10 protein-coding genes are annotated in these 12595 nt (G+C 38.3%); 7 read left to right on the top strand and 3 right to left on the bottom strand.

Going from position 1 to position 12595, the window contains the following annotated elements:
• Window positions 1-101: 101 nt before the first annotated feature.
• From ABFY81_RS04825 to ABFY81_RS04810, 4 genes are all read left to right on the top strand, one after another.
• Window positions 102-1268, top strand: a complete 1167-nt coding sequence (locus ABFY81_RS04825; RefSeq protein ID WP_019458153.1) for an ATP phosphoribosyltransferase regulatory subunit — start codon at window positions 102-104, stop codon at window positions 1266-1268.
• 60 nt (window positions 1269-1328) lie between these two features.
• Window positions 1329-2648, top strand: a complete 1320-nt coding sequence (locus ABFY81_RS04820; protein WP_004702779.1) for an adenylosuccinate synthase — start codon at window positions 1329-1331, stop codon at window positions 2646-2648.
• A 126-nt stretch (window positions 2649-2774) separates the two neighbouring features.
• Entirely contained in the window at window positions 2775-3092 is a 318-nt protein-coding gene (locus tag ABFY81_RS04815; protein WP_004702777.1) for a hypothetical protein, read from the top strand.
• 117 nt (window positions 3093-3209) lie between these two features.
• The gene (locus tag ABFY81_RS04810; RefSeq protein ID WP_031944517.1) at window positions 3210-3989 is read left to right on the top strand and encodes a M48 family metallopeptidase; all 780 of its coding nucleotides are present in this window, start codon (window positions 3210-3212) and stop codon (window positions 3987-3989) included.
• A 55-nt stretch (window positions 3990-4044) separates the two neighbouring features.
• Here the strand turns inward: ABFY81_RS04810 and ABFY81_RS04805 are convergent, their stop codons facing one another.
• Both ABFY81_RS04805 and crp read right to left on the bottom strand, forming a co-directional pair.
• Window positions 4045-5094 (bottom strand): NADP(H)-dependent aldo-keto reductase, encoded by a 1050-nt coding sequence (locus ABFY81_RS04805; RefSeq protein ID WP_347913180.1) that lies wholly within the window; start codon window positions 5092-5094, stop codon window positions 4045-4047.
• 159 nt (window positions 5095-5253) lie between these two features.
• The gene (gene crp, locus ABFY81_RS04800) at window positions 5254-5961 is read right to left on the bottom strand and encodes a cAMP-activated global transcriptional regulator CRP (protein WP_004702771.1); all 708 of its coding nucleotides are present in this window, start codon (window positions 5959-5961) and stop codon (window positions 5254-5256) included.
• 439 nt (window positions 5962-6400) lie between these two features.
• Here crp and ABFY81_RS04795 point away from each other — a divergent pair, with 439 nt between their 5' ends.
• Window positions 6401-6823, top strand: a complete 423-nt coding sequence (locus tag ABFY81_RS04795) for an OsmC family protein (protein ID WP_347913179.1) — start codon at window positions 6401-6403, stop codon at window positions 6821-6823.
• A gap of 92 nt (window positions 6824-6915) precedes the next feature.
• Window positions 6916-7341 carry a GNAT family N-acetyltransferase gene (locus ABFY81_RS04790; RefSeq protein WP_347913178.1) on the top strand — a complete coding sequence of 142 codons (426 nt, stop codon included), beginning with the start codon at window positions 6916-6918 and terminating at the stop codon, window positions 7339-7341.
• Here ABFY81_RS04790 and ABFY81_RS04785 read toward each other — a convergent pair.
• A complete protein-coding gene (locus ABFY81_RS04785; protein WP_077162588.1) occupies window positions 7338-8147 on the bottom strand; it encodes a peptidoglycan DD-metalloendopeptidase family protein in 810 nt (269 codons plus the stop codon). The genes ABFY81_RS04790 and ABFY81_RS04785 overlap by 4 nt on opposite strands.
• Before the next feature lie 345 nt (window positions 8148-8492).
• Here ABFY81_RS04785 and ABFY81_RS04780 point away from each other — a divergent pair, with 345 nt between their 5' ends.
• Window positions 8493-12401 carry a Dyp-type peroxidase gene (locus tag ABFY81_RS04780; protein ID WP_347913177.1) on the top strand — a complete coding sequence of 1303 codons (3909 nt, stop codon included), beginning with the start codon at window positions 8493-8495 and terminating at the stop codon, window positions 12399-12401.
• The last annotated feature ends 194 nt before the right edge of the window (window positions 12402-12595 follow it).

Raw genomic sequence — 12595 nt, 5'->3', positions numbered from 1 at the left:
TGCATGGCACAAAGTATCATGCTACACTAAGAGAAATCGGGTGTGTTCCCGATTTTTTTATGTGGGGTCGTTCCACGTTGATCAGATTTTAGGCTTGAAATATGACCATTTCAGAGACATGGTTGCTGCCTGACGGGGTAGCAGATGTATTGCCGGAACAGGCGCAAGTCATTGAAAAACTTCGCCGTGAAGCTATCGATTTCCTCGCAGTAAGAGGTTATCAACTGGTATATACACCATTTATCGAATACATCGAATCGTTGTCTTCATTATCAGAATTAAATCAAGACTTGGATTTAGTAACTTTTAAAGTCATTGACCAGCTTTCAGGCCGTTTACTTGGCATCCGTGCTGACATGACACCGCAAGTTGCACGTATTGATGCACATGTAAGACCCGTTGAAGGTGTTGCACGTTACTGTTATGCAGGGACTGTATTACATACAAAACCACAAAATTTTAATGCGACTCGTGCACCTTTACAATTGGGTGCAGAGCTATATGGCCACGATAGTATCGAAGCTGACGTCGAAATGGTCGATGTTATGCTCGGGCTAATTGAGAACATTTATACTTTACAAGGCGCTCATCTAGATTTGGGCCATGTAGGTTTGTTCCGTAGTCTAGTAAAGTACGCTGGTCTGTCAAAAAATGAAGAACATGAGCTGTCTGATCTATACCAAAGAAAAGCATTGCCAGAGTTAGCAGAATTTACTCAAAACCTAAATATGGGTTCTGATTTTTATGCGCTTGGTCGCTATTCAAGTGATTTAGATGCACTACAGGCAAATTTAAGTGCAAACATATTACAAGATGCTGAATTTAAAGCAGCATTAGACGCACTTAAAACAACACTTGACCAAATTAAAAATCGTTGGCCAGCACTGAACGTCGGAATTGACGTCGTTGAACTTCGTAGCTACCACTATCACACTGGTTTGATGTATGCAGTTTATGCACCAAACCGTGCTGCACCTTTAGCACAGGGTGGTCGCTATGACGGTATTGGTGAGCACTTTGGTCGTGCGCGTCCTGCTACTGGTTTTAGTTGTGATTTATATGCATTAGGTGCAAATCAATTCGCTGAGATTGAAACAGTAGTTGCACCTAAAGGTACAGATACAGATTTGCTTAAAGCAATTGCAAATGCACGTTCACAAGGCTTACGTGTGGTTCAATTGTTAGGTAATGATGATTTAACTTCTATTCCATATGCCACACATCAATTGGTGTTGCAAAATGGACAATGGAATATTGAAAAGATTTAAACGCCAACAGTATTTTACTGATGGTTTCCAATTTTAACAGCATGATGTAATGAGGCTATTATGGGCAAAAATGTTGTGGTACTTGGTACCCAATGGGGCGACGAAGGTAAAGGTAAAATCGTCGACCTGCTCACAGATCAAGCGGCTGCGGTAGTACGTTATCAAGGCGGACATAACGCAGGTCATACTCTTGTCGTAGGTGGTAAAAAGACTGTATTGCACCTCATTCCATCAGGCATTTTACGTGAAAACGTATTGTGCTTAATTGGTAATGGCGTGGTGCTTTCACCAGCAGCACTAATTGAAGAAATGGGAATTTTGGAAGCTGAAGGTGTTCCAGTTAAGGAACGTCTACGCATTTCTCCAAACTGTCCACTTATTTTGCCTAACCACATTGCTCTTGATCAGGCTCGTGAGAAGAAACGTGGTAACGCTAAAATTGGTACTACAGGTCGTGGTATCGGCCCTGCGTACGAAGACAAAGTAGCTCGCCGTGCAGTGCGTGTTGCTGACCTTGTTCGTGGTGGTGCAGCGCTAGAAGAGAAACTTCAAGAAATGCTTGAGTTACATAACTTCCAGTTAACTCAGTTCTACGGTGTAGAAGCTGTTAAATTTGAAGATGTATTGGCTCTTTGCAACCAATGGCGTGAAGTTCTTGCTCCATTAGTGATTGACGTGACTAAAGTATTGCATGACTACCGTAAAGAAGGTAAAGCTGTGATGTTTGAAGGAGCTCAAGGTTCACTTCTAGACATCGACCACGGTACTTACCCGTATGTGACTAGCTCAAATACAACGGCTGGTGGTGTAAGCTCGGGTTCTGGTATGGGTCCTTTACATCTTGATTATGTATTGGGTATTACTAAAGCTTATACAACACGTGTAGGTGCTGGACCATTCCCAACTGAATTGGTTTACGATGCTGCAACTGACTCTGGTGATGCAATTGGTAAACACCTCGGTACTGTAGGTCATGAATTTGGTGCTTCTACTGGTCGTCAACGTCGTTGTGGTTGGTTTGATGCCGAAATCCTACGTCGTTCTGTAGACGTTAACTCACTTTCAGGTATTTGCTTAACTAAACTTGACGTTTTAGATGGTTTAGAAGAAGTAAAAATCTGTGTAGGTTATGAAAATACTGATTCAGGTTGCGTAGGCTCTTCTGATGCGGTTTCTTTTGAATGCTTGAAACCAATTTATGAAACTATGCCAGGTTGGAGCGAGTCAACTGTTGGTTTGACTAGCATTGACCAATTACCTGCAAATGCTTTGGCTTATGTGAAACGTATTGAACAATTAATCGAATGTCCGATTGATATCGTTTCAACTGGTCCAGACCGCGCAGAAACAATTGTTTTACGTCATCCGTTCTCTGCTTAATTCGCAAAGATGATAAAAGCCTCCTGAAAAGGGGGCTTTTTTTATATCCGACTAAAGTGCAGTTTCTGTTTTGTCTAATTCAGATTACAACATAGACATAGGTTATATCATGGATGATGAACTCAAATGAAATTACAGCCAGCTATTTCAAAAACGATGTTTTATTCTTTTTTGTTTGCTATTGGTGGTTCGCCTACATTAGCAATGTTAGTCATCTATGGGCAAAATTATAATCAAGATTTCTTTATGACTGCCTTTATGAGCTTGTCCGTATTGTTCGCATGTGTGCTCATTCCTGTCGTACTCATACAAAATAGCTATTTGCTGTGGAAAAGGAAAAGTCCTACTCTTGAGGAAAAAGTTAAGACCTTAAGTCATGTATATTTGGGCTTAAACATAATTTGTTTAATTTTCTGGATTTATTTGATGACTTTATCGACGTGATCTTTACATAAATACTATGATCGTGAAGAAATGAGACATTCAAAGCTTGTGTGCTATTTCTTATAATTAGTGCAAAAGAATAAACAGTTTTTTTAACGATTTAGGTGATCCATGTTGATGAATAAAAAACTCTTGTTAAGTTTATGTGCTGCGAGTGTGGTAACAATCTCTGGTTGTGCAACAGTAGCAGACATGGCTGGTGCAGATACAGCAACACTAAATGCGCAATCTGCACAAGGTTTTAATCAAATGGTGCAGGAAGCGCGTGGTAAAGGGACTTTAGATACAAGTTCAAGTACCTATAGCCGTATTAATGCTGTTTTTAACCGTTTGAGACCTTATGCGAACCAAATGAACCAAACCGGTCAGCCATTTAGTTGGCAGTTGGCTGTACTGAAATCAGATACGGTTAACGCTTACGTTGCACCAGGTGGTAAGGTGGTGTTCTATACAGGCATTGTCAATAAATTGAACCTGACCGATGCCGAAATTGCAGCTGTTATGGGCCATGAAATGACGCATGCTTTAGAAGAACATGCGAAAAGTAAAATTGGTGCTCAAGCTCTCACTGATTTAGCTTTAGGCATTGGATTAAGCTATGCAGGTAATAATGTGGGGCAGCTTGGTACTGCTGCTGCTCAGTTAGGCTCGCAAGTGGGTGTAGGCTTACCATATTCACGTAGTTTAGAAAGCCGTGCTGACCAAGGTGGCTTAATGTTAATGGCCCGTGCTGGGTATAATCCAAATGCAGCTATTACATTATGGGAAAAAATGAACAAGCTTGAAGGTGCTGGTGGTTCATCATTCTTATCGACTCACCCATCTAACTCACAGCGTATTAATGATATGCGTAAAAACTTACCTGCTGCATTAGCGATTTACAATGGTCGTAAGTAAGTTTTAAAACTTTCAGTTCATATAAAAACGGATGCTTAAGCATCCGTTTTTTATTTTAAGGAGCGGGGTTTGGCTGTTGTATATGAATAGCTTCAATACCTTGTAAAATTTCTGGTGAAAGCTCGATTTCAAAAGCCTGAATATTTTCTTTGAGCTGATCTAGGTTGGTTGCTCCAATAATTGTACTTGTCACAAAGAACTGCTGCTTAATAAACGCTAGAGCCAATTGAGTCAGACTTAAACCATGCTTTTCAGCGAGTTGTGCATATTGTTCAGTTGCCCATTCACTTTGTGCATTGCTATAGCGACTGAAACGTGGAAATAGAGTAACGCGAGCATTCTCAGGTCGTGCCCCATTTCTAAACTTTCCAGTTAAATAACCAAAAGCCAGAGGAGAGTAAGCAAGTAATCCTATACCTTCATATTTAGCAATCTCAGACATACCTATTTCATAAGTACGATTAAGCAGGCTATACGGATTTTGTACACTTACAAATTTACTTACTCCTAAATTTTCAGCGAGCTGTAAAAACTTCATGGTGCCCCAAGGTGTTTCGTTAGACAAACCAATATAACGGATACGTCCACGATTAATTTCTTTTTGAAGGGCAAGTAAAGTTTCTTCTAAGGGTGTCGTGTCATAATCATTTTGTGCTTGTTGATTGCCATAAGCGAGCGTTCCAAAGAAGTTGGTATGACGTTCTGGCCAGTGCAGTTGATAAAGATCAATATAATCAGTTTGTAGTCGTTTGAGTGAGTCATCAAGAGCTTGTGAGATATGGTCACTATTGAACTTGGTATGGCCTTCTCGAATATGAGTTCCACCAAAGCCGGGACCTGCAATTTTTGAAGCAAGGAATACTTTATCGCGTTGACCATGCTGTGCAAACCAATGACCTAATATAGTTTCAGTAGCGCCATATGTTTCTGGTTTGGGTGGTACAGAATACATCTCTGCTGTATCCCAAAAATAAAGACCGTGTTCTAAAGCATAATTGAGTTGTTCGAAAGCCTCTTGCTGAGTGTTTTGCTCACCAAATGTCATGGTACCTAAGCAAATTTCTGGAAGGTTAATGCCAGTGTGTCCAAGCGAGTTAAATTGCATATATCGAAATCCTTGAGAAATTTGAGTTAGCCTAATCGCAAATATGTATTCAACTTAAATCATAAAATTAGAATAGTTTGTAAGTTTTGTGTATTAACTCATTGTTGCATATAAAAAAAGCAAACCGAAGTTTGCTTTTTATTAAATCATTGTAATTACTTATTCTTCATCATCATAGTCTTCATCAGTGACTGAATTCTCTTCTAATGAAGCATCAAAAATGAGAATGGCTTTACCATCAGTTTGGATCATGCCTTGATCTTCTAAAGTCTTCAATACACGACCAACCATCTCGCGGGAACATCCAACAATACGTCCAATTTCTTGGCGAGTGATACGAATCTGACGACCATTCGGCAAGATCATTGCTTCTGGCTGTGAAGATAAGTCGATTAAGCAACGAGCAATACGACCAGATACGTCAATGAACGCAAGGTCAGTCATTTTGCGAGTTGTATTTTTTAAGCGACGAACAAGTTGCGCAAAAACAGCATAGCTAAGATCTGGATACTGCTTGCTCAGTTCGTGGAAGTTGTCATATGAAATTTCTGCAATTTCACAAACATCACGAGTACGGACTTCAGCTGTACGTTGAGGGTTCGGTTCGAAAAGCCCCATTTCCCCAAAGAAGTCACCAGGATTCAAATATGCCACAACAATTTCACGTTCGTCGTCTTCACGCAAAATAATTGAAACTGAGCCTTTTAAAATTAAATATAAAGATTTTGACTCTGTTCCGGCATCAACAATTGTGGTTCGTTTTGGATATCTGTTGATGTGAGCACGCTTTAACAATGCTTTAACGGATTCAGGTAGTTGCCCCGGAGATAAAGCATCTGTGCTGAGTTGTGAAAAATTTGAAGTCATGCTTGATATGTTCCGAATAGGGTAAACAATTCACACAGGCTCGAGATGAGCTATTACACAGAAGAGATGAAATTCCTTATCAACTCATTTTATGTTAGTGTACAAAACAAGGGCCTGTTGACATTTCACAGATGGTTGCGACATAAGACGATTTTTCTAGACGTTACGAAGCAAGAACTATGGAATTTAGTCATTCTAAATAAATAGAGCTTAACAACGAAACGCACAAAAAATCTGGTCTTGCGCTGCATCTCAGATGCTTAAATCACACCTCAGATTTTGGCTGAAATTTAACAAATTTTATTACAAAACTGGACAAAGGATTGCCCTTGTCTGTGTTTTGCGTTTTTATTTGAATTAATTTTTAGCTATTACGCAATCCATAGATGAAATGTCAACAGACCCTGCTTAAATTTATAATTTTTTTTGGGTAGTTGCAATGCAAACAAGTGTACATTGGCTAGAGAATGTTGCTTTTGAAGCGAAATCGGATAGTGGACATAGTGTCATCATGGATGGCTCACCTGAGTATGGTGGTGAAAACCGTGGACCACGTCCTATGGAATTGCTATTAATGGGACTTGGTGGGTGTGCTTCGTTTGATATTGTGACGATTTTAAAGAAATCTCGTCAAGATGTGACGAATGTCGTATGTCAGCTTAAAGCTGAGCGTGCCGATGCGATTCCAGCGGTTTTCACAAAAATTCATTTGCACTTTGTGGTAACAGGTAAAGCTGTCAAAGAAAAACAGGTTGCAAAAGCAGTAGAGCTATCAGCTGAAAAATATTGTTCAGCGAGTAAAATGCTTTCTGATGGTGGTGTAGAAATTACTCACGATTTTGAGATTATTGAAGTTGCATAATTTCATATGAATGCCTGAAAAAGAAAAGCTAACAGTGATGTTGGCTTTTTTTGTGATAAGAATAATTCAAAAAATATTAAGGAGAATGTTGGGTGAATATTCGTTTAGCACAGTCGCAAGATACCGAGGCCATATGCCACTTGCTGGAGCAAATGGGATATTCGCAGCCTTTAGGATTGGTTCAGGAACAATTTCAAAAGTTAAGTGAAGATCCCAATGCAATTACATTGGTCGCAGCCGATGATTCGCATGTGTATGGAGTTTTGTCCCTCTATTTTATTCCGCAAATTGCCTTAAAAGGAGATTTTGCCAAAATCTGCTATTTGTGTGTTGATCAGAATATACGTCGTAAAGGAGTGGGGCATTTACTTGTGCAACAAGCAGAGCGTCTAGCTAAGCAGCGTGGTTGTGATCGAATGGAATTGCATTCAGGAATACAAAGACCTTTGGCACATCAATTTTATCTAAAAGAAGGTTATGTTGAAGCACCAAAGTATTTTCGTAAGGCTTTAAATTAACGAGGTGTATTTAGAAAAAGCTGCGGATCTACTCGAGCATTATTAAGACTCATGCCCCAATGTAAATGAGGGCCTGTCACGCGTCCTGTTTTGCCCACTAAACCTAATGTTTCTCCTTGGCGGATATGTTGGCCTTTCTCTACTTTGATTGAGCTTAAATGGCAAAACATGCTGACTAGGCCTTGGCCGTGATCAATTAATACAGTTTGTCCATTAAAGAAATAGTTTCCTGTCTGAACGACCACGCCATCTGCTGGTGCAATTACTTTTTGACCTACAGGGGCTGGAATATCAAGACCTGAGTGAGGTGCACGTTCTTCACCATTAAAAAAGCGTTTTCTTCCAAAAGAATTGGTAAATTTCCCTGAAGTGGGACGTATAAATTTGGGTAAGCTTTGCCATGAACTTGATGTGAAAGAGTTATAAACTTCATTTTGTTCTTTCGCTTCTTGAGCATAACGATCTAACTGACTTTGATTAGGGTTCACATAGTCTTGGTTATTGACTTTAATCCGTTGCTCAGCATAAGGATAAGACTTAACTTCTATTGGAATAGGCGCTTTATTGGTATTGAGTTGAACACTGCCAAGTGGTGTGGACAACGGAATACCAACGACAGCATAACGTTGATGACCTTCTTGACTAATTAAAACTGGTTTCTGTTGAAAAGTGACCTGAGTAATATCGGCAGTTAATGGAACGACTGCAATTCCACCGGGTCTTCTTGAGTCTTGAGGAAGCTCGGCAAAGCAGTAAAAAGGTATTGATGTAAAAAGCAAAGTAGAAATAAGTTTTTTTATCAACATAGCGACAATAATTTTCTAAAAGAATGCTAGAAATTATATCAGTAAGCTTTACTTAAAAGTTGTTTTAATTTTTTTAATGATTTTATTTTAATTTTATTTATTATTTTATATTAATAATTGATGACTTGTTTTGTATGATTGGCTTTATTTTTGTGACTTTTTTCTGTTTTATATTTTAAATTCTCTAAACTTAAATTTTTATTGGGAGTGTTTATTAATTCTTACTATTTTTGTTTGATTTTAAATATCTTGTTATTTGAAATTTTATTATGAATAATGCTTTTATAATTAAATTTATAATCATACTTTTAATTATTATATAAAAATTTTAAAGGAACTAATATAATGTTAAATATATCTTATGAAGATCGTTTTACTGAAATATGGAAATATATGCAACGTGGGTTGGTTTATCCTTCACCCCATGCCATTTTTAGTACAGTTTGGCTAAATAAAGAAATTACGCGGGAAAAAATACGACAATTAATGATAGCTGTGCGTCAAGAGGTTAATAAGAATCCAGCACTTTCTAGTAAAAATACAACTTTGGCAATTGGTGTATCTTTTGACAATTGGGATCTGATTTGTGAAAAAGATAAGTTGTCACGACCAAAGGGAATGCAATTACATTATCCAGAAGAAAAGAACCCAAATGTCTCAGAAGTTTTCTCTGATTCGAATGGGAGTTTTAAAAATTCGGATGGTGACATTTGGTTGCATGTAAAAAGCGATGATGCCGATGCGTGTACAGTATTACAGACATATATTGAGCATCTTTTAGCTTCAGATATTAAAGAAATATTTAGTCAAGTTACTGCTTCACAATCTAAAACAGGTCGCAATGGTAAGGTTTTAGGGTGTCGTTTTTCTGAAAATTTAAATAATCCATCTGATCCAATTTCACTGGCAAAACATACTTTAATTGGTGCAGAAGATATTGATCATTTTGGTGGCTCATACGTTTTATCTCAAAGGTTTTTAATTAATTGGGATCAAATCAACATGATGTCAGAAGATCAAATTGAAGATTTGATTGGGCGTAAAACTGACGACACAATTATTCCAGACCGTGATAGCCGTTCGCACATTAAAGCTTCTCGTGTACAAGATGAAAATGGAAATACCACGCCTATTCTGCGTCTAGGTTTACCGTTTGGCCGTGCTGAATCAAATTCAAGTTTTAGAGTGCCAAAATCGGTAACTAAAGCCGATGAAGCAGGAATTTATTTTGCTGGTTTTGCAAAAACTGCTGCCATTTTAGAAGAAGTTATGGCAAGTCAGATTGGTGCAATAGAAGGCTTTATGAATGACCGTCTATTCAATAGCCTTCATTCAGACTTGGGAGGAATATTTTATATTCCAAGTTTAAAAGATTTAGCATTAGATGATGCACCAGAATATTTAAATGATTTTAGTCGATTAGATAAAGATAACTGGAATTTTTTCCCAGGTATGGATTGGAATCGATTTGATCGCCATTATACGAACAGTTCAGATAATGGTTTGATGTACTATAATCATAGTAATTATCTTTTTAATATGGCAACTGGGCTAAATCCCCATAGTGAATTTTTTAAACCACCTTCTAATCGTATTTTAAGTTTACTTGAAAATACATTTTCTTTATGGCAAGACAACTGGTACTTCAACCGTAAACAAGAAGAAATTGAACAAGGGGTAGATTATTATATTGATGAGTTCGATATCAGTGATAAGCCTGAAAATATTATGGGTTTATCTATTATGCTGCGCAAAGGTTGGGCTATCCGATTAAGTTTGCAGTTATTCTCATCAGAAAACTATGGTTTCCGCGGACGGAAAATTTTATTAAAAAATGGTGAAGTCATTCCATATTCAACTGGGCGTGAATGTGAAGGTAAAGTTATTTATGGATCGGACACTTATCGCATTATGCCAGATGAAATTATTGTGGGAGCTATGCCGAATCTGACCTTGGGTGAAGGTCGTTATGTCATGAAGTATTTGTCTGAAGAAGAACGTCTTCAGGGCTTTTTGCGAAACTTAAGTGAAGCATCGGGTGTTGGGCATGTTATTCCAAATTATAAAAAAGCACTAGATTTAGGTTTAGCGGGTCTACAACAAGAAATTGCTAGACATGCAAGCACTGCACAGACTCCAGAGAAAAAAGACTTCTATGAAGCTTCGAGATTAGCACTAACTGGTATTTCTGAATATTTCTTAAATTACTCAAAGCTCGCATTTAAAGTCGCAGACCAGATGCAAAAAGGACAAGAGTTCGAAAGAGATAATTTAATTGCGATTGGTCATCGAATGGAAAAGTTATCGAAAGATAAACCGGACACATTTATTGAAGCAGTTCAATTTATTTTCACATTGCATAGTTGTTTGCATTTAAATGGTGAGCCAACAGCATTTGGACGTATGGATCAGCTGTTGCAACCTTTCCTTGACAAAGATGCGATTCCGCCTGAAGAAGCACAGGAAATTATCGATGCCTTCTATATCAAGCTAGACGAAAAAGTACAACAGAACCGTATGTTTATGGAAGACCATCAACCTTTTGGTAATCTTGCAATGGGTGGTAGTTCGGGACCTTATCCTCAAGGTGCATCTTTGGGCCAATGGATTCAACAGATTACAGTTGGTGGTACAGTCGCTGATGGTGAAGAAGACTTTTCTAAAACCAAACCAGCTTATAATGAGGTCACAAAATTATTCATTTGTGCGTCAGGCCGTTTACCGTTAAATGCACCGTGTTTGTCTTTAAGAACTCGCAAAGATATTCCAGAAGAAATTTTAGAAGTGGCTGCGCATGCAATTTTATCTGGCGGTGCCCATCCAATTTTATTAAATGATGAAAAACTCATTCCTAGTCTTCATCAGAGTGGTAATGGTGTAGGGGGAGATGCGCTCTCTAATTTGCCAAATTGGAATTCTAAAGTCGATATCCGTTCAGCCCAAAATTATGCCTGTGATGGTTGTTATGAACCTCAGTTCCCTGGCGAAAACTGGTTTTCATTAGGTGGTTTCTCGACATTACAGCCTTTGGAATGTGCATTAAATCAGGGGAGAACAATTTCAAGTGCTGGGCAAAGCTATCTGTTTGGGCAAACTGTTTCACTAAATACGAAACCTGCCGATCAGATTGATAGTTTTGAAGAACTATTAGATCTATACAAACAGCATTTTGAATTGCTCAATCGCAAGGCATTTAATGGGCAAATTCTGGGTTATGGTGCCAATACAGATATTTGTCCATCTCCAATTCTAAATGTTTTGATGGATGACTGTTTGGCTAAAGGTCAGGATTTTTATAGTGGTGGTGCTAAATATAATATTTATGGACCGTGTTATATCTCGCTCAGTAATACCATTAATTCACTATATGCCATTAAGGCAATGGTTTTTGATCCATTAACTGCGGTAACTACATTACCTGAACTCTTAGAGTGCTTGTGTTGTGACTGGGGTTATAAAATGACTGAGCCTTTTATTAGTAATTTAGCTGGGCATGCTCGTATTGCTGCACAAGCTGATCGCTATAAGCGTTTACGAGAGATTGCTTTGGCACAACCACGTTATGGACGAGGAAACTCTGAAGTCGATAAATTAGGCGATCAGATAGTTCAAATGATTGCTGAAATTTCAGTCGAAACATTTAGAAAACCATGGCCACAATTTGCGCAAAGTCTTAAAGGTTTAGCTGAACGTTATGGTTCAGAAGAGCATCCATTTGGTATTCAGATTCAACCTGGTGTGGGAACTTTTGAAAATCATGTAGAGATGGGGGCATGGAATGGAGCGAGCGCTGATGGTCGTCGTTTAGGTACAACAGTAGCATCAGATTTAAGTCCATCACCAAGTCCAGCAGATTTAGTTGTTGATCATCAAGTGGCTGAATTTAGCCGTGCTTTAAAAGGTTTTGACGGTACGGGTACAAATTTAATGGCCGATGGTGCACCTACAGACTTTAATATTCGTGAAGACTTTGGCGTTAAAGATTTGATCAAGATATTGAGACAATTCAGCCAAGGTGGTTCATCTAATATTTTAACGATCACGGTCGCTAACCCAGAAACATTTACTCAAGCGGTAACATCACCTGAGCAATATAATTTATTAAGAGTACGTACCGGTGGTTGGTCAAACTTCTTTACGTCGGTATTCCCTATCATTCAGGAACAGCATCAGCGTCGTCCAATCTCGACGCCAGATATTCCAAAAGAAAAAACAGAGCAAGCTAAGTGTCCGTTCCATCAATGGCATAATTGATTAGCCATTTTATAAGGCAGTCTCTCAAGTGAGGGACTGCCTTCCATATTTTTAAATTTAACTATGCTAACTATTAAATATATTACGGCTTTAAAATTACCATTTATGATAAAAATTCAGATGAAATATCAGGTTTTTGTTTTCTCTTAAAAATTATACAAAATATACTTGAAATAGATCACTCATAAACCCAT

This window comes from Acinetobacter sp. WA-87 (assembly GCF_039938935.1).
Taxonomy (GTDB): Bacteria; Pseudomonadota; Gammaproteobacteria; order Pseudomonadales; family Moraxellaceae; genus Acinetobacter; species Acinetobacter seifertii.
Note: the sequence above shows the minus strand (reverse complement) of the source record. Positions and strands in the feature narration are given on the sequence as shown.